20 protein-coding genes are annotated in these 23,966 nt (G+C 45.8%); 16 read left to right on the forward strand and 4 right to left on the reverse strand.

Features of this window, described 5'->3' with window-relative positions; genetic code table 11:
* The first annotated feature begins 23 nt into the window (after nucleotides 1-23).
* From pstC to phoU, 4 genes are read left to right on the forward strand one after another with little or no spacing between them, the layout of a single operon-like run.
* Nucleotides 24-890 (forward strand): phosphate ABC transporter permease subunit PstC, encoded by an 867-nt coding sequence (gene pstC / locus A7D23_RS13515; RefSeq protein WP_019224616.1) that lies wholly within the window; start codon nucleotides 24-26, stop codon nucleotides 888-890.
* A complete protein-coding gene (pstA, locus tag A7D23_RS13520) occupies nucleotides 890-1,735 on the forward strand; it encodes a phosphate ABC transporter permease PstA (protein WP_019224617.1) in 846 nt (281 codons plus the stop codon). The genes pstC and pstA overlap by 1 nt, the downstream gene beginning before the upstream one ends.
* 19 nt (nucleotides 1,736-1,754) lie before the next feature.
* Nucleotides 1,755-2,531, forward strand: coding sequence for a phosphate ABC transporter ATP-binding protein PstB (gene pstB / locus A7D23_RS13525; protein ID WP_019224618.1), 777 nt, complete (start codon nucleotides 1,755-1,757; stop codon nucleotides 2,529-2,531).
* A 14-nt stretch (nucleotides 2,532-2,545) separates the two neighbouring features.
* A complete protein-coding gene (phoU, locus tag A7D23_RS13530; protein WP_019224619.1) occupies nucleotides 2,546-3,223 on the forward strand; it encodes a phosphate signaling complex protein PhoU in 678 nt (225 codons plus the stop codon).
* A 123-nt stretch (nucleotides 3,224-3,346) separates the two neighbouring features.
* Here phoU and A7D23_RS13535 read toward each other — a convergent pair whose 3' ends face one another.
* Nucleotides 3,347-5,242, reverse strand: a complete 1,896-nt coding sequence (locus A7D23_RS13535; protein ID WP_019224620.1) for an ASKHA domain-containing protein — start codon at nucleotides 5,240-5,242, stop codon at nucleotides 3,347-3,349.
* Nucleotides 5,243-5,449: 207 nt separating this feature from the next.
* Here A7D23_RS13535 and A7D23_RS13540 point away from each other — a divergent pair, with 207 nt between their 5' ends.
* Nucleotides 5,450-6,349 (forward strand): DUF445 family protein, encoded by a 900-nt coding sequence (locus A7D23_RS13540; RefSeq protein ID WP_019224621.1) that lies wholly within the window; start codon nucleotides 5,450-5,452, stop codon nucleotides 6,347-6,349.
* Nucleotide 6,350: 1 nt separating this feature from the next.
* Here the strand turns inward: A7D23_RS13540 and A7D23_RS13545 are convergent, their stop codons facing one another.
* The gene (locus A7D23_RS13545; protein ID WP_019224622.1) at nucleotides 6,351-7,988 is read right to left on the reverse strand and encodes a putative manganese-dependent inorganic diphosphatase; all 1,638 of its coding nucleotides are present in this window, start codon (nucleotides 7,986-7,988) and stop codon (nucleotides 6,351-6,353) included.
* Nucleotides 7,989-8,291: 303 nt separating this feature from the next.
* Between A7D23_RS13545 and queD the strand changes: the two genes are divergently transcribed.
* The 11 genes from queD (at nucleotide 8,292) to A7D23_RS13600 (ending at nucleotide 19,788) form a co-directional block, all read left to right on the forward strand.
* Nucleotides 8,292-8,717: a 6-carboxytetrahydropterin synthase QueD gene (gene queD / locus A7D23_RS13550; RefSeq protein WP_019224623.1), complete on the forward strand. Its 426-nt coding sequence runs from the start codon at nucleotides 8,292-8,294 to the stop codon at nucleotides 8,715-8,717.
* 6 nt (nucleotides 8,718-8,723) lie between these two features.
* Complete coding sequence (gene queE, locus A7D23_RS13555; protein WP_019224624.1) at nucleotides 8,724-9,392, forward strand: putative 7-carboxy-7-deazaguanine synthase QueE; 669 nt, start codon at nucleotides 8,724-8,726, stop codon at nucleotides 9,390-9,392.
* A gap of 3 nt (nucleotides 9,393-9,395) precedes the next feature.
* The gene (gene queC, locus A7D23_RS13560; protein WP_019224625.1) at nucleotides 9,396-10,055 is read left to right on the forward strand and encodes a 7-cyano-7-deazaguanine synthase QueC; all 660 of its coding nucleotides are present in this window, start codon (nucleotides 9,396-9,398) and stop codon (nucleotides 10,053-10,055) included.
* A 143-nt stretch (nucleotides 10,056-10,198) separates the two neighbouring features.
* Nucleotides 10,199-11,803 (forward strand): glucose-6-phosphate isomerase, encoded by a 1,605-nt coding sequence (locus tag A7D23_RS13565; protein ID WP_019224626.1) that lies wholly within the window; start codon nucleotides 10,199-10,201, stop codon nucleotides 11,801-11,803.
* A 13-nt stretch (nucleotides 11,804-11,816) separates the two neighbouring features.
* Nucleotides 11,817-13,565 carry a phospho-sugar mutase gene (locus A7D23_RS13570; protein WP_019224627.1) on the forward strand — a complete coding sequence of 583 codons (1,749 nt, stop codon included), beginning with the start codon at nucleotides 11,817-11,819 and terminating at the stop codon, nucleotides 13,563-13,565.
* Nucleotides 13,566-13,659: 94 nt separating this feature from the next.
* Nucleotides 13,660-14,589 (forward strand): CorA family divalent cation transporter, encoded by a 930-nt coding sequence (locus A7D23_RS13575; protein ID WP_019224628.1) that lies wholly within the window; start codon nucleotides 13,660-13,662, stop codon nucleotides 14,587-14,589.
* A gap of 193 nt (nucleotides 14,590-14,782) precedes the next feature.
* The gene (locus tag A7D23_RS13580) at nucleotides 14,783-15,676 is read left to right on the forward strand and encodes a GGDEF domain-containing protein (protein WP_025206209.1); all 894 of its coding nucleotides are present in this window, start codon (nucleotides 14,783-14,785) and stop codon (nucleotides 15,674-15,676) included.
* 212 nt (nucleotides 15,677-15,888) lie between these two features.
* Nucleotides 15,889-16,620, forward strand: coding sequence for a LytTR family transcriptional regulator DNA-binding domain-containing protein (locus A7D23_RS13585; protein ID WP_025206208.1), 732 nt, complete (start codon nucleotides 15,889-15,891; stop codon nucleotides 16,618-16,620).
* 23 nt (nucleotides 16,621-16,643) lie between these two features.
* Complete coding sequence (locus A7D23_RS13590; protein WP_068884146.1) at nucleotides 16,644-18,209, forward strand: ATP-binding protein; 1,566 nt, start codon at nucleotides 16,644-16,646, stop codon at nucleotides 18,207-18,209.
* Nucleotides 18,202-19,395 (forward strand): HDOD domain-containing protein, encoded by a 1,194-nt coding sequence (locus A7D23_RS13595; protein ID WP_025206206.1) that lies wholly within the window; start codon nucleotides 18,202-18,204, stop codon nucleotides 19,393-19,395. Before A7D23_RS13590 ends, A7D23_RS13595 begins: the two co-directional genes overlap by 8 nt.
* 117 nt (nucleotides 19,396-19,512) lie before the next feature.
* Nucleotides 19,513-19,788 carry a histidine kinase gene (locus tag A7D23_RS13600; protein ID WP_025206205.1) on the forward strand — a complete coding sequence of 92 codons (276 nt, stop codon included), beginning with the start codon at nucleotides 19,513-19,515 and terminating at the stop codon, nucleotides 19,786-19,788.
* A gap of 6 nt (nucleotides 19,789-19,794) precedes the next feature.
* On the opposite strand, the gene A7D23_RS13605 is transcribed toward A7D23_RS13600, so the two are convergent.
* Nucleotides 19,795-22,212 carry an ABC transporter ATP-binding protein gene (locus tag A7D23_RS13605; protein ID WP_025206204.1) on the reverse strand — a complete coding sequence of 806 codons (2,418 nt, stop codon included), beginning with the start codon at nucleotides 22,210-22,212 and terminating at the stop codon, nucleotides 19,795-19,797.
* Nucleotides 22,209-23,936, reverse strand: coding sequence for an ABC transporter ATP-binding protein (locus tag A7D23_RS13610; protein WP_025206203.1), 1,728 nt, complete (start codon nucleotides 23,934-23,936; stop codon nucleotides 22,209-22,211). The genes A7D23_RS13605 and A7D23_RS13610 overlap by 4 nt, the downstream gene beginning before the upstream one ends.
* Between the last annotated feature and the right edge of the window lie 30 nt (nucleotides 23,937-23,966).

The raw sequence follows: 23,966 nt of genomic DNA on the forward strand, positions 1-23,966 counted from the left end.
AAATCGTCGGAGGAGACCAATCCATGCAGAAAAGCATTCACCTTAAAAAAAGTGAAATCATCGTTGAAAAAATACTCCTTCTCAGCGCTGTCGCTGCTATTTTTATCATTGCGCTGATCGCCGTATTTGTCATCATTTCGGGTTGGCCTGTTTTGCAGAAAACAGGATTTTTTGATTTTGTCCTCGGAACAACATGGGATCCAACCCATGGCATCTACGGGATCCTGCCGATGGTGGTCGGGTCCATACTTGTAACTTTGGGAGCGCTTGTCCTGGGAATTCCTTTCGGGGTCGCAGGAGCCATCTTTATGGCTGAGATTGCCCCGCCTAAAGCTGCTAAGCTGATAAGACCTGCAATCGAACTGCTGGCTGGGATTCCATCCGTTGTCTACGGTTTTTATGGCCTGGCAGTCATTGTTCCTTTAATCCGGAACCATTTTGGCGGAACAGGTTTTAGCATTTTGGCAGGATCCCTGATTCTGGCCATCATGATCCTGCCTACCATCCTGAATCTCTCCGAGACTGCGCTGCGCGCGGTTCCCAGCGAATATAAAGACGGATCCTATGCGCTGGGGGCCAATTACTGGCAGACTATCAAATGGATATCACTGCCTGTAGCCCGTTCGGGCATCATCACAGGGGTCGTCCTTGGCATGTCAAGAGCAATCGGGGAGACCATGGCTGTCATCATGGTCACAGGCAACGTGACGCGTATACCCGGAACTTTATTTGACCCGATCCGTACGCTCACAGGAAATATCGTGATGGAAATGGGATATGCCTCAGGGGAACATCAACAAGCGCTATTTGCCACCGGTATCATCCTATTTATCTTTATCATGATCTTAAACCTGATCGTACAGTTTGGTGCAAAAGGCAGGTGGCAATAATGAAAGCATCAGCCCGGCTGGAAGAAAAAATAGCAAAATTATTGCTCTGGTTGTTTGCGATCTGTACGCTTCTGGTTTTGTTCAGTATTATCGCGCATATTCTGATCAACGGAATCAGCGGGCTAAGCTGGGATTTTATCACCCAGGAACCGAAGCGGATGGGCAAGGAAGGCGGGATTTTTTCCATCATTATCGGCACCATCTACCTGACAGTAGCAGGCATTGTTCTGGCAACACCTATAGGGGTTGGTGCAGCCATCTACCTGACGGAGTACGTAAAAAAGGGCCGGCTGGTACAAATCATCCGTTTTGCCACAGAAGCACTGGCTGCTGTACCTTCAATTATTTTCGGTTTATTTGGATTTGTCCTGTTCGTCATTACCCTGAAGATGGGATGGTCCATTCTATCAGGTGCGCTGACACTGGCATTTATGGTCCTGCCGACCATTATCAGAGCTGCTGAAGAAGGCATTAAAACAGTGCCGGACTCATACCGTGAAGGCAGTCTTGCGCTTGGTGCAACTAAATGGTATACCATACGAAAAGTTGTTTTGCCTTCGGCGCTTCCCGGAATTGCAACCGGTGTTATCTTGGGGATTGGGAGGGCAATCGGAGAAACAGCGGCAGTCATCCTGACCGCAGGCAGTTCCTTAGGATTGCCGACTTCAATACTTGAACCAACCCGGACGCTTTCCGTTCATCTCTATATTTTAGCGTCGGAAGGAATATCGGCCAAGAATGCCTATGCAAGTGCTACCGTGCTCATTATCGTGATCGTTATCATAAATTTTTTGGCCAATAGTCTTATGGGAAGGCTTGCAGGACGAAACGGCCAGAGTCACTGACAGAGAGAGGTGGTAATCAATGTTAGCTAACTTAACAGAAACAAATAATAAAATGGTAACCAAAGACCTGGAATTGTATTATGGAAGCTTTCACGCTTTACACGCAATAAGCTTACCAATCCTTGCGAATCAGGTTACTGCGCTGATTGGACCCTCAGGGTGCGGCAAGTCCAGCTTCCTGAAAACGCTAAACCGTATGAATGACCTGGTCGAAGGAGCAACCGTCAAAGGAAATGTATATCTCGACAATAAAGATATTTATACCTCGGATATTGATCCGGTAACACTCCGCAAACGAATTGGAATGGTTTTTCAAAAGCCGAATCCGTTCCCGATGTCGATCTTTGATAATGTTGCCTATGGACCGAGGGCCCATGGCCTGAAAGATAAGCAGAAACTGAGTGAAATTGTTGAGAAGAGCCTTAAGGAAGCAGCTCTCTGGGATGAAGTCAAGGACCGGCTGAACCGTTCAGGGCTGCAATTATCCGGCGGGCAGCAGCAGCGGCTTGTCATTGCGCGTTTACTGGCTGTGCAGCCTGAAGTACTGCTGATGGATGAACCGGCATCGGCTTTGGATCCGATTTCCACGGCAAAGCTGGAAGACCTGATCCTTGATCTTAAAGAACAATACACCATCGTTATTGTTACCCATAACATGCAGCAGGCCGCCAGGATTTCAGACTACACGGCATTTTTCCTGAACGGGGAAGTCATAGAATACGGCGTTACGAAAGAACTGTTTACCAAGCCTCTGGACAAAAGGACTGAGGACTATGTCACTGGAAGATTCGGATAAGGAGGAAATGTATTATGACCCGAAATTCATTTGCAACATCGTTGGAAGAACTGAGCCATGATGTCCTCATGATGGGTAATCTCGTGGAAAACGTCATCAGCTCCGCAATGAAATCACTTGAGGAAAGAGACTTGAAACTGGCAGAGAAGGTTCTGGCGGACGATGATATTGTGGATAATTTTCAGCTTGAGATCGAAGACAAATGTTTAACCATGCTAGCCCTGCAGCAGCCTATGGCCGGTGATTTGAGAACCATCGGGACCGCGCTGAAGATTGTTACCGACCTCGAACGCATCGCCGACCACGCTGTCGATATCGCGGAAGTAACGATTAAATTAAGCGATGAGCCTTTGGTGAAGCCGCTGGTCGATATTCCTAAGATGGCAAAACTGGCGCGGGAGATGCTCAGAGACAGTATCATTGCGTATACGAATAAAGATTTAAAAATGGCGCAAAGCCTGGCAGTGAAAGAAAAAGAGGTAGACCAACTATACAGGTTGGTCTATGAAGATCTATTGCATTTAATGCAAAAAGACCAAAAAAATATTTCACAGGGTATCAATCTGCTGCTCGTTGCGCTTTCCTTAGAAAGGGTAGCCGACCATGTGACAAACCTGGGTGAATGGACCATCTATCTGGCTAGCGGCAAAAGAAAAGACCTGAATGATGATAATCTTGTTGATATGGAATGATCAATCTGCAATGATTGATGTTGAATGATAAATCAATTCGCATAGAGGGATATTTTTCCACAAAGTTATCCACAGCCTACACACAATTGTGAATAAGTGTATATACAGGTATATAGTTTTACATCAATAACGCTGTCCTAAAGCGAGAGATTCCATGTATTCATCCTGGAAAAGCTCTTCGGTGGACAGCTCGATATGTTCGGCATCCCGGGCGAGACGATTTGCTCTGCTCATTTCAATGGTCGAAAGCAGGGCCATCTGGGCACCGTTGCCTGCAGCGTTGCCGATAGATTGGATTTTTTCGACGGGGACCTGCGGCAGGAGGCCAATGCCAAGGGCGCTTTCTTTGGCGATATAGTTGCCAAACGCGCCTGCCAAATGAATCATTTCAAGATCGTCCGGTTTGACACCGAGATGGATCATCAGGATCCGGACCCCTGCGAGCACGGCACCTTTGGCCAGCTGAAGTGCGCGGATATCCATTTGGGTGATCGTGATATTTTCCCCAGTGGCCGATTCTTTCCAGGCCAGGACAAACTCTCGGATCCCATTGTCATTCAGGATTCTGTCCCGAAGTGCCGGTGGTAGTTCAGAGGCGCTTGCGTGGTCGATGATGCGTCCCCGCGAATTGATAATCCCGGCTTTGTGCATTTCGGAAATAGCATCAATCAAACCGGAGCCGCAGATGCCACGTACAGATTCATTTTCTTTGCCGATGACCCCAAGTTCCACGTCGTCCGTAATCTTAACACGTTCGATTGCTCCGTCGGCAGCTCGCATGCCAAATTTGATTCCGGCACCTTCAAAGGCCGGACCGGCTGCAGTAGAACAGGTCAGAATTCTTCCCTTTCCAGCTAAAACCATTTCCCCATTCGTTCCGATATCGATAAAGAGATGAATGCCTTTCAATTGGTCAATCTTCCCCGAAAGCATGACACCGACCGTATCGGAACCGACATAGCCCGCGACAATCGGCAGGACGGTGACTGGTGAATCGCTTAGAATCCGGAGTCCCAGCTCGGAAGCCTTGACGGTAACCGCCTGGCGGAAACCCGGGATAAAAGGTGCAGGACCCAGATAGGTTGGGTCAATACCGAGGAATAAATGGCTCATTGTGGTATTGCCGACGACAACAGCTTGGTAAATCTCCTCGGGGGCAATGCCTTTCTGCCTGCACATATTGGCGATGATCTGATTTAAACCTTCGACAACCTGTATCTGCAGTTGAACCAAGCCGTCGGGGTGATCTGAGGCATAGTTGATTCTGGAAATGACATCAGCTCCCGCGCCCTGCTGAGGATTGGTTATTGCCTCACGCGCAATAATTTTTCCGTTGTTTAGATTCATCAAATAAGCCACCACGGTCGTAGTTCCAATGTCAATGGCCAAGCCGAAGGTTCGGTCCAGCGTATTTCCGGATTCGACAGCCAGCAGGTCATTTCCGGCAGTAACAGCCGTAACCTGGAAAGAAGCATCACGCAGAATTCTGGGCAATTTGGCGGCAATCCCGCGGTTAAAACGCAGCGAAGCAGCCGATGCGGGAAGCCCTGCGGCCAAACGTTCCCAATCGGAACGCTGATCTGAAGTGCTTGGAACACTCACGTGTACAGCATGTTTGTGTACCAGCGGTACAAGTTCAAAGACACGGTTGTCATCTTCAAGTCGTGTTTTGCGGTCAAACACATCTTTTTGTTCGATCAGGATGATCTGCCTGTCGGATTCGACAGTTCGTTTGCAGGCCAGGACAACACCAGCGTCAATTTGTTCAGCACTTAAGAATTTTTTTTCTTCCGGCAGCGGTTCAGTACGGTCTTCCGGGGGCAGGATGACGCGGCATTTGCCGCAGGTTCCTTTGCCGCCGCAGGCACTATGAAGATCTACGCCGGCAGTGATTGCCGCTTGAAGTATGGTACTGCCGGATGGAACTTTCACGACGCATTCGTCCGCTTGGCAGGCGGATTTTTGAAAAGTGACATTGACCATTTTCACCATCTTGGAACGATGCTTATCCTGACTCATTTGCTGAAACCCTCCCCAGTTATTGAGTGTACTTCTTATATACCCCAAGGGGGTATATAAGAAGTACACGTTAAATTCCCTTTGTTTGTCAACAATTACAGGATGTACAATTATAGCTATACAAATAATTGAATAATCGCTAAAATATACATTGGTATTGCGAATCCGTACTTATTTATTCCGATTTATTTAAGAGGAGAATCATCAATGAATCTAATTCAAATTGCAGCAGGCCCGGTTATCGGCGCTATCATCGGTTATGTCACAAACTACATTGCGGTTAAGATGCTCTTTCGGCCCATCAACCCAATTAAAATTGGGAATTGGGCATTGCCGTTTACTCCCGGCATTTTTCCAAAGAGAAAGGGGCAGCTTGCCAAAGCATTGGGCAATGCGGTCGGGAACAACCTTTTAACCAGTAAAGATGTAGAGAATATGTTCTTGTCAGAAAACATAAAAAACGCAATCGTTCAGGAAATTGGCAGCTCACTTTATGAAATGGATGAGCATCATACCCTAAAAAATATCTTCGCTGGGTTTGTTTCACAGGATGCCTATCAGGTTCTGAGAGAACAAGCCGAAAACATCATTTGCAGCAAGATCATGTCCGGAGTCTCTAAGATGGATATCGGCACAGTCATTGTGCGGGAGGGCAGACGCGCGATTAAGGAAAAGGTTCATGGCACAATGCTCGCGCTGATGGTCAATGACCAATTAATTATGTCTGTGGCTGCTCCGATCGGAGCAAAGGTTGACGCATACATCCAGGAAAACGGCCAGGATATGATCCAGTCCATCGTGAGAGAAGAACTGGCGGTTCTTGAGAATCAACCCTTAGCGGCATTCATGCAAAAAATTGAGATTGAGGAAAGACATCTTACCGGTATGGTTGACAGAATCTATTCGGTATTCGTGCAGAAAAAGCTTGGAGGCTATATCCAACAGTTTGATATAGCCGGTGTTGTCGAAAAAAAGGTAAATGATATGGATGTTCTGGAGATTGAGAGACTTGTGCTTTCGGTAATGAAAAACGAGTTGAACGCTGTTGTTAATCTGGGAGCCTTGATTGGTTTCGTGATTGGGCTGTTGAACTTATTATTAAAATAAATTATTTGTCGACAGCCACTGAAATTAAAGGAACAACCTGTTTCTTTCTGGAAACGATGCCGGGCAGGCAAACGCTGTTTTCACCCAGATCAACGTTAAAAGCAAGCGAGATTAATTCTTTTTCTTCTCCGGAAAATAAGACTTCTGAGGTCTGGTCAAGAATATCGGTCACAAAAAGCATCAGCAAATGATAGCCTCTTTCGGCACAAAGCTGTTTCATGAACGCAATCAGTGAATCTTCCATCTCCGAGATCTTTTCCTTGTCCATGGTGAAGACCTGCCCGATTCCAATCCTGTATTTGCCAAAGGTATAATCTTTGAAATCCTGATAGAATATCTCCTTGAGTGTTTTTCCCTGCAGAGAAGAGCCTTCTTTGAACATTTGATTGGCGTACTTGTCCATATCGTCAATCCCGGCTATTTCGGCCAGCTTTTCGGCCGTCATCCTGTCGACGTAGGTACTGGTCGGAGATTTGAATTTCAGCGTATCGGACAGGATGGCGGAGCAAAGAATCCCGGCGATGCTCTTCGAAGGACGAATTCCCATCTCAAAAAACATATTGGCAACAATGGTCGAGGTACTGCCTACCGGTTCGTTGCGAAGGAAAATCGGACTGGCCGTCTGAATATCACCGAGTCGATGGTGATCGATAATCTCAAGGATTTCTGCCTCTTCAATGCCATTGACAGTCTGGGATTTTTCATTGTGATCCACCAGAATAACGTTTTTCTTTCTCTGTGAAATCAAATGATATCTGGAGATGAATCCTTGGATCCGGTTGTTGTCATCAACAATTGGATAGCTCCGGTATCTGGTTTTTAACATTTTATCCTGAATATCATCAATAAAGTCATCAATGTTAAACGATATAAGGTTCTGGCTGGTCATGACGGCACCTACCGGTATGCTCTGATTCACCAGCCTTACGGTCGTATAGGTGTCAATCGGAGTCGTCAACAAAACAATATTCCTGCTGCGGGCTTCTTCGATCAACTCTTGTGACGGATCCCCGCCGCAGGTGAGGATCAGGCAGGTGGTACCGTATTCCAGAGCTTTCAACTGGATATCCAGCCGGTTTCCCGTGATCACAATATCACCCGGCTCAACAAACGAATGCAAATCATCGGGTTCAACAGCAGCAACCACAACCTTGCCGGTCGTCTCGAAATCTTCCTGGGAACCGCAGATCAATGTCGCATTCAGCGTTTCGGCGATATTGCGCAGGGTCGTTCTCGTTGAAGCGATGGTGTTGTTGTCCAAGGCATCCATATAATTATTGGTAATATCGGATAGGGTTACAATTCCTAAAAGTCGCTCATGATCATCAATAACGGGAATCGTTTTGATATTGTTTTTTTTCATAAGGTGCCAGGCTGTTTTAATCGAAATATCCGGTGATACGGGAAAAGCCTGATCAACGTTTAAATCTGCCACCTGGGTTTTGACTGTAAAAAGATGTTCCGGAATTTCAACGCCGAAATGCTTCAGAACAAATTCAGTTTCCCGGTTAATATCACCGAGCCTTTTGGGCACAGCATTCACACCGAGCTTTTTTTTAAGTTCCGCGTAGGCGATTGCAGAACATATGGAATCTGTATCCGGATTCTTATGCCCGGTGACAAATACTAATTTATCCATCCTTTATTCTCCTATTCTTTATCCGAATCTATTTCCCTAAATTCTATCCTATCATTGTATAATAAAAAGTATAAATTCAAAAGAAGCAATCTTCAAAGCAATCTTCAAAAGCCGTCTTCCCCAAATACCAACAAAGCTCATTTACAGATCAACGTTAGCATGATATGCTTAATTTATGAATAAAATAAAGACAGTTCGAAATCCATCCTGTCTCTAAACAAAACTAGGACCACTACCGTCTTGGGTAGTTTTTTGTTTGGAGAGCAGCAGCTCTTTTTTTGTTTCTTGGGGAGGTTGCATGATATGTACATGTTGAAGGTGGAAAACAGTTTTGACAGCGCGCACTTTCTGGCAGGCCATCCAGGCAAGTGCCGGAACATTCATGGCCACAGCTGGCGAGTGGTTGTGGAAATTGAATCTGAAACACTCGCAGATGAAGGAGAAGCCAGGGGGATGATTGTTGATTTCAGCCAGCTGAAAGCGGATCTCAAACAGCTGACGGATGACTATGATCATGCCTTGCTTGTGGAAGACGGAACGCTGCGAAAAAGTACGCTGGAACATCTTATTCAGGACGGCTTCCGGGTCATTGAGGTGCCTTTCAGGACAACAGCCGAAAATTTTGCCAGGTGCTTTTACGAGGCTTTGACGGGTAAAGGATATCAAATGACCAGGGTCAGTGTGTTTGAAACGCCCGCGAATTGCGCAGTCTACGAAGGCAGATGGTGATTTAAGATGAAATACAGGGTTGCAGAAATTTTTTCAAGCATTAACGGAGAGGGACCGCGGGCAGGAGAACTGGCTGTTTTTGTCAGATTTGCCGGGTGTAATCTGCAATGTACTTACTGTGACACCCGCTGGGCTAATGAAGGGGGTGTTTCTTACCGGGAAATGACGGGAGCGGAGCTCTATAAACAGGTCCTGGCCACAGGTATAAAGAACGTCACGCTGACAGGCGGGGAGCCGTTGATACAACCTGGTATTGCAGCGCTGACCGACTTGCTGTGCCAGGATCCGGCACTTTCCGTCGAGATTGAAACGAATGGCAGCGTCAGTCTGAAGCCCTTTTGCACAGAGGCTGACCGCCGTCCGGGATTTACGATGGACTACAAACTTGCTTCGAGCGGTATGGAGGACAAGATGGTTTTAGCAAATTTTGAGGTCCTGACATGCCGGGATGCCGTGAAATTCGTGGTTGGCGATCAAAACGATCTGGCAAGGGCGTGCGAAATCATAAGTGCCTACGGCCTGATCAAGAAAACTGCGGTATTTATCAGTCCTGTTTTTGCACACATTGCGCCGTCTGAGATCGTTAAATTTATGATTGTGCATCAAATGGAGGGGGTGTGCTTGCAGCTTCAGCTACATAAAGTGATCTGGGATCCGGAAAAGAGAGGAGTATAAGCCATGCAAAAAAATGAAAAAGCTTTGGTCATTTTTAGCGGCGGCCAGGACAGTACGACCTGTCTTTTTTGGGCCAGACAGTTATTTGCAGAAGTCATTGCCCTGTCCTTTGATTATGGGCAAAAACACCGGCTGGAATTGGATTGTGCCAGAGAAATATGTGCTAAGCACCAGATTGAGCATCATCTGCTGGATCTCAGTTTATTAAATCAGCTTGCACCGAATTCGTTGACCAGGCCGGAGATTGAAGTTGAGAAAAATTCGCCGCCCGACCGGTTACCGAACACATTTGTGGACGGCAGGAATATGCTCTTTCTGTCGTTTGCAGCTGTTTTTGCCAAACAGAGGGGAGTAAGACATTTGATCACCGGCGTTTCTCAGAGTGATTACAGCGGTTATCCGGACTGTCGGGATATTTTTGTTAAGTCCCTGAATGTAACCCTTAATCTCGCCATGGATTACGAATTTGTGATTCATACCCCTCTGATGTGGATCGACAAGGCGGAAACCTGGAAACTGGCTGACGATCTCGGTGTGCTTGCAATGATTCAAGAAGAGACATTGACCTGTTATAACGGTATCAAAGGTGATGGGTGTGGGGAATGTCCTGCGTGTCTACTGCGGAAAAAGGGATATCAAAGATATTGCAGCGGAATGAAATAAATGAGCTTTTGACACGACAAATTGCGCAATACTTTTTCATTCATTTCAGCTATAATTAAAATATTATGCCTCACATCGTGCGAGGTATAGAATCGGAATGTCCAGGGTAGAGTATCATTACCAGCGGGTGAGGTGATTGTATTGTGACGTCACAATGGCAGAAATTCCGGGAATACTTTTATTTCGATAATGAACTGGGAATCCAGGTGGATGTTAGCCGTTCAGGATTTCCGGATACGTATCTGGATGACATGGAAATACGCCTGCAGGACATGTATTGCCAGATTCAGGCCTTGGAACAGGGAGCGGTTGCCAACCCGGACGAGCAGCGGATGGTTGGGCATTATTGGCTGAGTGATCCGGAATTAGCTCCGCAGCCGGAAATAGGCGCGGCAATCAAAGATACCCTGCGCCGTATTCTATACTTTGCGCAGGATGTTCATGCGGGTACTATATGTGGTCAAAAAGGACGCCCTTTCCGGAACGTCATTATTGTTGGCATTGGCGGATCTTCCTTAGGACCGCGTTTTGTTTCCGAGGCGCTCGGAAACAAAGGTGATCCCTGTTCGCTGTACTTTATCGATAACACAGATCCTGACGGTATGGATCGTATTTTTGCTGAGCTGGATGCTAAGGCGGATGCAACATTAACGATCGTAATCTCCAAAAGCGGCGGCACGGTTGAAACCCGCAACGGAATGGAAGAAGTTCGTCATTTTTACGTAAGCCGGGGGTTGGACTTCAGCCGTCATGCGGTCAGTATCACCCAACCAGGAAGCAGACTGGATCAGATACGGATTAAAGAGGATTGGCTGGACGCTTTCCCGGTTTGGGAATGGGTTGGCGGGCGGACTTCTGTCTTGTCCGCTGTGGGGCTGCTGCCGCTGGCTTTACAGGGAATTGATATTTGTGGCCTTTTGGACGGGGCCAAGAAATGCAACTCCCTAACCAGGAACACGGATACGAAAAGCAACCCTGCAGCCCTGACTGCCTTGGCGTGGTACGTTCTGACAGGCGGCAAAGGCGGGCAGCAGATGGTTATCCTTCCTTATAAAGACCGTTTGGAGCTTTTCCCGAAATATCTTCAGCAATTGATCATGGAGTCTCTGGGAAAAGAAAAGGACTTGGACGGAAATATTGTCCATCAGGGAATTACAGTACTTGGAAATAAAGGAACAAGTGATCAGCATTCCTATATCCAGCAGCTGCTGGATGGGCCCAGTAACTTTTTTGTGACCTTCATCGAAGTACTGAAGGACAGGGATGGAGACTCAATCCTGATTGCCGAGGAAAGCACCAGCGGTGATTATTTACAGGCTTTTCTGCTCGGCACGAGGAATGCCCTGTCAAACAAGGGCCGAAAATCAATTACGCTGACAGTGAGAGACCTCAGCCCCGTAACGATCGGAGTATTAATTGCCCTATACGAACGTACGGTGAGTATGTATGCCCAGCTTGTGCATGTTAATGCTTATCACCAACCGGCTGTAGAAATGGCTAAAAAAGGTGCGCAGGAAATGATTCAATTAAAGAACCTGGCCCTGCGTGTTCTAAGGGCATGTAAAACCGGAGGGTTAACGGTTGAAGAAATTGCATTGGAAATTGAAGCAGACGGGTCTGTAGTAGACCGCGAAATGCTCTATAAAATTCTTAAGCATCTTGAAGCGAATCGGGGAAACAGGATTATAAGTCAAAAGAGCGGCAGTGAATTTGAGGCTTTATACCAGGTTGCGTCTGATCAACAGTGAGGAGAAAAGTAACATGTATTCAGAGCAAAAGTATGACAGCACCTTGAAATTTTGGATGGAGAATGATTACTTTGACGAACTCAGCAGAAGGGAACTGGCGGAAATAACCGACCTGAAGGAGCTGGAGGACCGATTCTATACGACTCTGGAGTTTGGAACCGGCGGCATCAGAGGGGTTCTCGGCGCAGGAACCAATCGCCTGAATCGTTATGTTATTCGCAAAGTTACACAGGGATTGGCCGACACGATCTTGGAGCATGGACCAGAGGCGTGTCAGCGAGGGGTTGTCATTGCGTATGACAGCCGCTATTTTTCCGAAGATTTTGCACTGGAAGCAGCGTTGGTACTGGCAGTGAATCAGATTAAAGTCTATCTGTTTGAAGGTCTGCGGCCGACGCCTGAGCTTTCATTTGCTGTCAGGTATCTTCAGACAATTGCCGGCGTAAATATCACGGCCAGCCATAATCCAAAGGAATACAACGGCTATAAGGTCTACTGGGAGGATGGCGGGCAGCTGCCGCCTGCTCCTGCTAAGCAGATCATTACCAAGATGGCTGAAAGAGAAGACTGGAGAATTGTGCCGGCAGACCGAATCAAAGCCCTGGAGGAAGGGATGGTTCAGATGGTAGGAGATCAGGTGGATGCTGCCTATCAGGCTGAGATACTTCATAGTCTGCTGAATACAGAACTAACACAAACTTACGGTACAAAGCTGAACATTGTCTGCACGCCGCTTCATGGAACCGGCGGCATCCCTGTTCAAAGCATCCTTAACAAAATGGGCTTTACGGCTTTCCGGATGGTTGCAGAACAGGAACAACCTGATCCGGAATTCCCGACGGTGAAATCCCCGAATCCGGAAGATCCGGAGTCGTTTGAGCTTGCTTTAACACTGGCAAAAAAGACACAGGCGGACCTGGTACTGGCCACCGATCCGGATGCAGACCGCCTCGGAGCATATGCCCTGGACAGAAATGGTCAGTATTGCCGTTTTACCGGTAATCAGATTGGCGTAATCCTGGCGTATTATATCCTGGATCAAAGAAGACGAAACCACAGACTGCCGGACAATGGCGTGATCGTCAAGACGATAGCCTCTACGGACCTGGCCGAAGCAGTTGCGGCTGATTTTGGCGTCAAAACAGTGAATGTGCTGGTCGGCTTTAAATATATCGGAGAAAAGATCAAAGAGATGGACGTACAGGGCTGGGGGACATTTTTGTTTGGCTTTGAAGAAAGCCATGGTTACCTGGCCGGTACGTATGCCAGAGATAAGGATGCAGTCCAGGCTTCTGCGCTGCTGGCTGAGGCGGCATTGTATTACAAGCAGATAGAGAACAAAACCTTACCGGATATACTGGCGGAACTTTTTGCGCGTTACGGCACTTTCCTCGATGAACAGGTCGCTTTTGCGCTGAGCGGCAAAGAAGGCCGGGAACGGATTGCCGCTGTAATGGACAGACTGCGGATGGCAAAGCCGCTTTCTGTTGCGGGGCTCAGCGTACGGTTTATTGATGACTATCAGCAAAATGTCCGGTGGGATGCGCTGGAGAATAAGACGGAAGAAACCAATCTTCCTCGGGAGAATGCGCTTCGCTTTTCCTTTGAAGGGGGAGGATATGTCATGGCAAGACCTTCCGGTACGGAACCAAAAATACGTTTTTATTTCTGTATCAAAGGTTCTACCAGAGCTGAAGCGGATGCTACCTTGGCACGTGTCAAAGCGGAAGTCTTCACCCTGATTAATGACCTGATGGTTTGATTGTGCTAGAATACATAAATTGTAAGAATGATATAACCGTGGTTATCCGATGATCTGTTTACAGAGAATTGTCAAGTGAAGGGAGGTAAAGGGCTTGCAACACTATCTTGTCTCTCCGGAGGGCCTGAAAGAAATAGAATCACAACAGATTCCGGCAGAGGGAAAGTTTAGCATAACCCTCTTCAATGCTGAGGAATGGAAGCTCCTGAACGGGCACTTGGCATTTGCCGGATCTGCAGAGATCGACCGTGTTCTGGGAAATCTGAATCCGCAGGGGAATAGCTTTAATCAAAGATTTGAACGTCTGCACCCTTCTCTGTTTTTTATTGGTTACAGCGATTTTGCTGATGACACCAAAGAATTTGCGATCTACTTTTTTCTGTCGGCGAATGATATGACGATACTGCGCAATGACCGGCTTGAGCTGTCGCAGATCAATGACTGGGCCCGGAGAGGGCTGCTTACGACACCTTCCGATCTGGCGCAGCTCCTCGGCATGGAAATACTGGAACATCATCAGCGCCAGCTGGAATTACTGGAAGATGATGTGGACCGGATTGAAGAAAATATCCTGGAAACTCCTGAAAGATGGCAAAGAAGTGAAATAATTAACCTTCACAAAAAAATACTCGGATTAAAGAAGTCACTGAATGCGCATCAGACGATTTTCAGCAGACTGGCAGCCATGGATAATCATGATCAGGGGAAGCCATCATGGAAAGACCTGGTTGCCGATACCCAGCAGAAACTTGAGAATGCACGGCAGACTCATGAGCTGATTGAAATCCTAATGGAAGCCTACCAGCAGGCCATTGACAACCGGGCCAATGATATCATGAAAGTTCTGACGCTTCTGGCCACGATCCTGCTGCCGATTAATCTGGTTACCTCCTTCTTTGGAATGAATTTTGAAGCAATGCCGCTGATCCACTCGCCTTTGGGGATGCCGCTCTTTTTCGGTGTATCCGTGTTAATTGTGACAGCAGTACTTATCCTGTTTTGGCGTAAACACTGGCTGAGATAAAATCCGATGCACGCATGGAAAACCAAATCCATTCATTGAGAAAAAACAACCATTGAGGTTGTTTTTTTTACATTCTGTAGAAGATTCTCCCAACAGAAGACTTAATGAGATAATCTTATGTTATCGCAATGTAATTGAAAGAATCATACAACGGCTTTTGCTGAAAAGTAAGGTTTATATAGGGGGTCATATAATGAATTTAGTTAATCGAAAAGATGATCATGATTTTTTAGACAAACATAGACTGAGTCAGAAAAACAAATTTATCATCTGCTTGTTATTTATTGGGATCCTGGTTTTGGTGCTGTTTTTTGGTAATTTAAATACAGCTCCGGGAATTATTATAGGGAGTATAATGGCTGTCGTCACGTTGCTGATGCCGCTGATCTTTGGGTATACCGGCCTTGTGGTTACGCTGATATACAGCATCATAGGGATCACTGCTCCATTCAGATTCGGAATAATACAAGGTGACCCATATTATTTTGCTATTGCCGTGTTCATCCTGGCTAACTTTTTGGGATCTGCGATTATTGCCATTGAAGTTGAACGCAACAAAAAGACCCAGAAAGTACTTGAGACCCTTTCTGTAACAGACGGTCTGACAGAGATCTACAATCACAGGTATTTTCAGCAAAGGCTTGACGAAGAGATTGCGAGGGCGACCAGAGCCAATCGTACGCTTGTCTTGTGTATGATCGATATTGATAACTTTAAGATGTACAATGATTCCTATGGCCATTATTTCGGTGATGAAATACTAAGAAAAACAGCCAGGCTGATCCAAAACACAACGAGAAAGTCAGATATTGCCTGCCGCTACGGCGGGGACGAATTTGCAGTAATTTTGCCTGATTCCGGCGTCGAAGAAGTCCATTTTGTCATGGAAAGACTTAAAGAAGCATTTTACAGTCTGCGATTTTCTTTCCCGGATTGTCACGTTACAAGAACTTTAACGCTTTCGGTCGGTTTCTCAATTTTTCCTGATCTGGCGGAAAATAAAGATCAACTGATTACCCAGGCTGATGCTGCCCTTTACCAGGCCAAATATCAGGGCAGAAACACAATCCAGCTTTATAAAAATTAATATAAAGCATACTGTATATGTTGCCCATTTATTTAAAATACGCAGTACTAGAATGAATATTTGCCATTGGTCGTTTAAGATGAAAAGGGAAATAAATAAAGCTAAAAAAAGAACTCAAAAAAGGAATAAAAAAGAAAATGTCGAATATACCCGAGAATAAAAAGGAAAATTATTCATTTTCTGGTCCGGACAGATAAAATAGAAAGGAAGATATGGCAAGAATACTTTTGGTTGATGATGAACCGATGGTGCTCAACGCTTTAAAGCGTATCCTACATTCCCGGGGATACGAGCTGTTTGCCGCAACGAACTCGGAAGAAGCGCTGGATTTTCTGCAAAAAAGCGCGATAGACGTGATCATTTGTGACCAAAATATGCCGGGAATGCTGGGTATTGATCTGTTAAAACGTTCAAGAGAAGAGTACCCGGATGCCGTCAGAATTTTGATCACTGGTTCGTCAGACATTAATGTTGCAATTTCAGCGATTAATGAAGGCAGTATTTATTATTACCTCACCAAGCCTTGGGAAAACGAAGAAGTTATTTCAGTGGTAGAAAAAGCCCTTGCCGATAAACCTGAACACTTCTATCCGGAACGCAAAATGGAACAGGAGATCAAAAAAATCCCTGTATGGGAAGATGAAACCATTATTCTGATTGACCTGTCGGAGGTTATTTATTTAACGGCAGTTGAAGGGGATATTGTTGTTATCACCGAAAAAGGAAAATATCAAAGTCCTGACTCTTTAAATTCGTGGGAGAAGAAGCTTGGATCCGGCAGCTTTTTTCGGTGTCATCGAAGCTATATTGTCAATATCGATAAAATTGAAAAAATCAGTCCCTGGTTCAACAGTGCGTATAATTTAAAGTTAAAAGATACCAAAGAATATATTCCTGTGAGCAGAAATTCCACAAAAAAACTGAAAAATTTATTTGGGTTATAAAATAGCCAGAAACGGGAGCGACTATGAACCGATACTCTAAAATGAGAACGATACCTGATGTTCTGTCCTCGCTTCGCGAAACGCAAGATGCAAATCTGATGAGCTATTATGAAAATATCATAGTCAGTATGTATACTTCTGTGCTGCTCTTATTGGCAGCACTTGTTAATTTTGTTTTCCGTTATTTCTATCTTGCCACCGACTGGCAGGCATGTTCCATAGATAGTCTGGTCTTGCTGGTTTTAGCGCTGGGATTTCACGTTGTCCCGAAAATGGACTTGGATATGGAGCGGGTAACCTGGATGATCTCGGGGCTGTCCTCTGTGACACTTCTGTTCTTAACTGTCAGACTATATGATATTATTGGACAGGCTTTATTAACATTTGCTTATATTCTGCTCATGCTGGCTATGATGAGGGTTACCCGCATCATGATGGCTACGACTACCGTTACAGTATTACTATCCATGGTCTATATCATTTTTCATTCTTATCTTGCTGGATATTATCAGATGACGATGTTGTCTTATGTGATCCAGCTGTTTTTATTTGTAGTCTTGACGATCGTTATGGCGGCTGTATATAGTGTCAATATCGGCCGTTACCGCAAACTGGGAATACAGCTTCAGGAAGCAGTCTGCCAGAATGAGAAAATTACCGGATTGTATCAGCAAAATATTGCCTCAGATGAAGAATTGAAAAACACAATCAGCCGCCTGAACCGGACACAGGAACAGCTGGTCCAACAAGAGAAGCTTGCTGTGATTGGACAGCTTGCTGCCGGGGTTGCCCATGAAATCAATAATCCGCTTGGTTATATTTCCAGTAATTTTGAGACCTCCCGTCTTTATTTTGATCAGTATACCAATATGATCAGTGCCTATCACAGCTTCTTGGAGAAGCTGCCGCCAAGTGAGAGGGATAGGCTTGCCCCGCAGATAGAGAATTTGAGAAAGCTTGAAGAAACCAGCAACCTGAAACATATCTCAACAGACCTGGAAGATTTATTTTATGATATTGAGGATGGTCTTAAACGGATCAGTGAAATTGTAGCCGGACTCAAAACGTTTTCCAGAGCGGATCAAGGCAATGAGTTTGAAGATTATGATCTGAATAACGGTTTGAGGAATACACTTTTGGTGGCTAGAAATGAGATTAAACACCATGCCAGGGTGATCGAACTGTTTGGGGAGCTTCCTTTGATCCAGGCGAAGGGTAATCAGGTCAATCAAGTGCTCTTGAACATTGTCCTAAATGCAGTTTACGCCATCAAAGCAAAAAAACCGGAGACGCTTGGCTCTATCATGGTTAGTACAGAAGTCGCCGGTGATTTTGTACAGTGTCAGATCGAAGACAATGGGACAGGGATCCATAAGGAAAACTTGAAAGAAATATTCAATCCGTTTTTTACGACAAAACCTGTGGGGCAGGGTACGGGGCTTGGGCTCAGTATTGCCTACGATATTGTTGTTAATACGCACGGAGGGCAGATTTCAGTTCAAAGTACGCCGGGTGTAAGTACGAGGTTTATGATCCAGCTGCCCATCAAGCAGCAGCTGGAAGCTGGAACAGGTGAAGAAAATGAATGAAGCCATTTTATTTGTTGATGATGAAAAAGCAATATTACGGGCGCTGAACAGGGCCTTTTTGGGCAGCAGCTATGAAATCCTTACTGCAGAAAGCGGTGAAGCGGCTCTGGAAATTCTTCGAAGAAAAAAAATTGATCTGATTGTAACGGATGTCAATATGCAGGGGATGGACGGCTTTGAGCTTTTGACACGGGTCAAAGAAAAATATCCGTCGACGATCAGACTCGTTTTAAGCGGGCATGTCGATAAAAGCATGCTTTTGAAAATACAGCAGAATTGTTTGGCAAAACATTATCTGTTTAAGCCGTGGCAAAACAAGGACCTGCTCAGGACCATTGAACAGGTTTTGGAAGTGGAAAAGATTTTGAAAAACCGAAATCTTCTTGAAATGATCAACAAAATCGAATTTCTGCCATCCCCACAGAATGTCTTCAATAAATTTAATTCTCTGATCGAACAGGATGCGGGCATGAAGGAAATTGCAAAAACAATCGAAAGTGATCCTTCCATAACCGCGAAAGTATTACAGGTAGCAAACTCTGCCCACTTAGGGGTAAAAACAGGTTCGGTCATCCAGGCTATCAATTATTTGGGACTGACGGATGTCAAAAATATTGTTTTGAGTGCCTGTCTGCATCAGGAAACCAAAGGAGAAAAGAATGCGCGTTACCAAAGAGATATCGCGATGCTTTGGCTTCATGCCGTAACGACCAATACCATTCTGAATGTTTTTTACCAGAAGATCCATCACAAGAAAATGCCAGAATCGAGTTCAATGGCCGGATTACTGCATGATGTCGGCAAAGTGGTTCTGCTGAATAATTTTTGGGACGAATATATGCGGGCAGTTGAGAAGAACATGGGTAACCGGGATTTATTCCACTATTATGAGCAAATCGAATTTACGGATGTATCCCATGGGGAGATTGGCGGCCATTTGTTGGATTGGTGGGAGCTTCCGTATTCAATTGTGGAGTCCGCTCTATTTCACCACTGTCCGCTTGATGAAAAGGTTATCGACAAGGAAATGGTTGCCTTAGTGCATATTGCCGATATTTATTCCTGGAAAAGCATCCACAAGGCGGAGTCTGCACAAGTCGATCCGCAGGTGCTTGGTTTCCTGGGTATTAACAAAGACGATCCTGATCGTTTTTTGGACGAGGCTGGGATTCGCCATCCATCGTAAAAAAACAACCATTCAGGTTGTTTTTTTACATTTTGCGGCAAATTGTCCATCAGAACAAAATGCCATGGTATGCTATTGACAGAAGCGAGTTACAAGGAAAGGCGGGAGAAGTTCTAAATGAGCTGCGTTCATGATGTCGTCATCTATTTTGAAGAGGGAAGCGGAACACAAGATTATAAAGCTCTAGCCGTGATTTTCAGCTTGAAAAAGATCGCAAACATCATTGAGTTTTATCCGAAAGATATCGGCAGCAATCATCAGAGTGCAGGAATCATCAAGGAAGAAGGGTTAAGAATCAGGTTTTCTACGGAATGCAATCTCGAAAAAATCCAAAAATTCTTCTTTGAAACCATCTCCCTGAAAGATTTCGAATTGGGGACTTCAGACCACTAGGATGCGTTATCCCGCAATATCCGTGTCTTCTGAGAACTGGCTGTTATATAATTCGGCGTAGAATCCGCCTTTAGCCAGCAGTTCTTTGTGATTGCCTGTTTCAATGATACTGCCGTTATTCATGACCAGAATAAGTTCAGCATCGCGTATGGTGGAAAGCCTGTGCGCAATTACAAAATTCGTTCGGCCTTTCATCAGGTTCTTCATTGCTTTCTGGATCAATACTTCAGTCCGGGTGTCCACGCTGCTGGTTGCTTCATCGAGAATCAATATTGCCGGATCGGCCAAAATAGCCCGGGCGATAGTGAGCAGCTGCTTCTGTCCCTGCGAGATATTGGTCGCTTCCTCATTCAGAATCGTATCATAGCCATCAGGAAGTGTCCGGATAAAATGGTCGGCATGGGCTGCTTTGGCCGCGCGGACGATTTGTTCCATCGTCGCGCCTTCTTTGGAGTAGGTGATATTATCTTTAATGCTGCCGTTAAACAGCCAAGTATCCTGAAGGACCATCCCAAAGAGTTTACGCAGCTCGCTGCGCGGCATATCCTTGATGTCCACACCGTCAATACTGATTTTGCCTGAGCTGATCTCGTAAAACCGCATCAGGAGGTTGACCAGAGTAGTTTTACCTGCACCGGTCGGTCCGACGATGGCGATGGTATCTCCCTGCCTCACTTCAAGGTTCATATCTTCAATTAGCGGGACATCTTCTGTATAGCGGAAGCTGACATGGTCGATGCGGATATTTCCTTTGGGCATATCCAGAATCACAGCTTCAGGACTGTCAGGAATTTCTTCCTGTTCGTCTAGAACTTCAAAGACGCGTTCAGCGCAGGCAATAGTAGACTGGATAACGTTGGCGATATTGGCAGTTTGGATGATCGGCATAGTAAATGAACGTGAATATTGGATAAAGGCCAGGATATCACCTAATCCTAACAGATTGCGCGTGATCCAGATGCCCCCGACAATGCTGATGCCGACATAACTGAGATTACTAATAAAGTTCATCAGCGGGAACATAATCCCGGAAACGAACTGGGCTTTCCAACCTGCACCATAAAGCCGGTTATTGATGGATTCAAATTTTTCGATGGCATCCTTTTCATGGCCAAAAGCCTTAACGATCTTATGCCCGGTGTACATCTCTTCGACATGGCTGCTGAGGTCCCCCAGCTCTTTTTGCTGGACGGCAAAGTATTTTTGGGATTTCTTGGCGATCATTGTGGTGGACAGCATGTACAGCGGCAATGAGGCGATAATAATCAGGGTGAGAACCGGACTGATTGTGAGCATCATGATAATATAACCTATGATTGTTATCACGGAGGTAATGATTTGGGTTAAGCTTTGCTGTAGGGTAGTGGCAATGGTGTCGATATCGTTGGTCACGCGGCTTAAGATATCACCATAAGGGTGCATATCGTAATATTTTAAGGGCAATTTGGCCAGCTTGTTATCTACTACCCGGCGTAGATCCCGGACTGTACGCTGGGAAACGCCTGACATCACAAGACCCATGATCAGGCTGAACAAGGCGCTGATGAGATACATGCCAATCAGGATCAAGGCGATCATGCCGATATAATGGAAATCGTATTCACCGTTCGTTTCTCTGATCGCTGTAATGGCGCCATTGATTTGATCATCGGTAAACTCGACATTTTGCTGGGTATTCGGCATATCCAAGCCTGTCGCGCTGGTTGCGGACATCTTTTCCCCTAAATCAATAATCTTTTGGCAAACAACCGCTTTTTCTTCGGCATTCGTCACCGAACTCAGCATCGGTAATTGCAGGAAGGTTTTGATTGTACTCATACTTTCCGCATCGATCTTTTTCACCGTTCCGTTCTGAGTGTTGTTGTCGGTGCTGTTCCCCCCCATATTTGGCAGTGCATTGAGGAGATCCAACATTTTAATGACGGTATTGGCTTTTTCCTGCGGATCTTGGAGCGTATTAATTGCAGGCAGCGCAATCAGTGCTTTGACTGTATTCAAAGATTCAGGGTTGGTTGGTTTACTGGTTCCGGCGTCCGCCATCTGCTGGCTGATCTGGTCGACGGCCTTCAGCTGGGCATCGGCCATCTGGGTATAAATGCTGTCAACGCCCTTTTCCTGCGCCTCAGACATTTTTTGCAGCATCATTCTCGCCATATAAGCATCCTGCAGTTTGTTGATTGCTTTACTGCTTACCTTAGGAGCTGCAATTGTAAAAGATGTACTGGCGATTGCAAAGATCAATACAACAATTAAATGGACTTTATGCGGTTTTAAATACTGAAGGAGCCTTGCCAGACTTCCGCGGAAATTCTTAGCTTTTTCTACGGGAGCACCAAAGTGGCTGCCCGGTCCCCCCGGTCCTCCCGGTCCTCTTTGGCCCTGCCGATTGCGCATCGTGTTTTGGTTTTTATTTTCGCCGCTCATGCGATTTCCTCCTCTGACAGCTGGGATGAGACAATTTCACGATAGACTTCGCAGCTATTCAACAGTTCCTTATGCGTCCCAATGCCTGCGATTTGACCATTGTCCAGGACAATGATTCGATCCGCGTCCATGACGGTGCCTACTCTTTGGGCGATAATAAGGACGGTTGCCTCGGCAATCTCCTGTTTCAGCGCTGCTCGCAGACGCGCATCCGTTTTAAAATCCAGGGCAGAAAAACTATCGTCAAAAATATAGATTTCCGGCTTGCGGACCAAGGCCCGCGCAATAGCCAACCGCTGTTTCTGACCACCGGAAACATTGGTGCCGCCTTGGGCGATGACATGGTCATACCCACCGTCCATTTTGGTGATGAATTCAGCGGCTTGGGCAACTTCTGCAGCATGCTGAATTTCTTCTTCAGTGGCCTGTTTGCCGCCAAACTGGATATTCTCGGCAATCGTTCCCGAAAAGAGGACCGCTTTTTGCGGCACAAAACCAATTTTTTGACGAAGGTTTTCCTGGGATATATCCCGGACATCCACACCGTCGATCAGGACGGAGCCGCTGTCGACATCATAAAACCTTGGTATTAGGTTGATAAGCGTTGATTTCCCTGAACCGGTGCTGCCAATGATCGCTGTGAATTCACCAGGCCGTGCGGCGAAAGATATATCTCGGATAGCGGGTTCTTCTGCGCCGTGGTAACTAAAGGTGACATCTTTGAATTCCACATAGCCTTTACCGGTGAAAGTATCCTTCAGGTCCTTGGCATCTTCAATTTCAGGTACGGTTTCCAGGACTTCATTGATTCTGACAGCTGCAGCCTGAGACCGGGGAACCATAATGAACATCATGGCTAGCATCAACATGGACATCATGATCTGCATCGCATACTGCGTAAATGCGGAAAGGGCTCCCAGGTCCATATCGCCGATACTGATGCGGATGCCTCCAAACCAAAGAATTGCCAGTGAAGTTAAGTTCATAATCAGCATAATCGTCGGCATCATAAATGCCATGATTTTATTTACTTTAATGTAGTTGTCTGTGAGATCGACGTTGGCGGCATCAAAACGCTTTTTTTCATGTTCAATCGTATTAAAGGCGCGGATGACCCGGACGCCGGTAAGTTTTTCCCTGAGTACCAGGTTGATCCTGTCAATTTTTCCCTGGACCAATCGAAACAGCGGTATCATTTTGGAAGCAATCATCACAATGACAATTGCTAAAACCGGTATGGCGACAGCAAATACCCAAGTAAGGGCCTTATCTTCCCGGTAAGCCAGGATGATTCCGCCGATTGCCATGATCGGGGCGCTGATCATCATGCGCATAATCATGATGGTAACCGTCTGGACCTGGTTGATGTCATTTGTCGTCCGGGTAATGAGCGTCGCGGTGCCGATTTTATCAAATTCATGTAAAGAAAAACTTTCGATTCTCCCAAAAAGTTTGCTCCGCAAAACAGTTCCTAACCCTACGGCAGCCTTGGCGGATAAAAAACTGGCCAGGATGGAAAATACAGCGGCTACTCCGGCGACCAGAAGCATGACTCCTCCTATATGCAAAATCTTCTGCGTATCACCATTCATGACGCCGTCATTGATGATATCTGACATCAGCGTAGGCAGATACAGATCACCGAGCGTTTGGAGAAAAATGAGGATGAATACGCCGTAAACCAGATGTCTAAAAGGTTTTAAATAACGGTATAATTTCAGCATAACCCAAAATCCTTTCTCACTTATAATGTT

The sequence above is a fragment of the Dehalobacter sp. TeCB1 genome, from assembly GCF_001707455.1.
Taxonomy (GTDB): domain Bacteria; phylum Bacillota; class Desulfitobacteriia; order Desulfitobacteriales; family Syntrophobotulaceae; genus Dehalobacter; species Dehalobacter restrictus.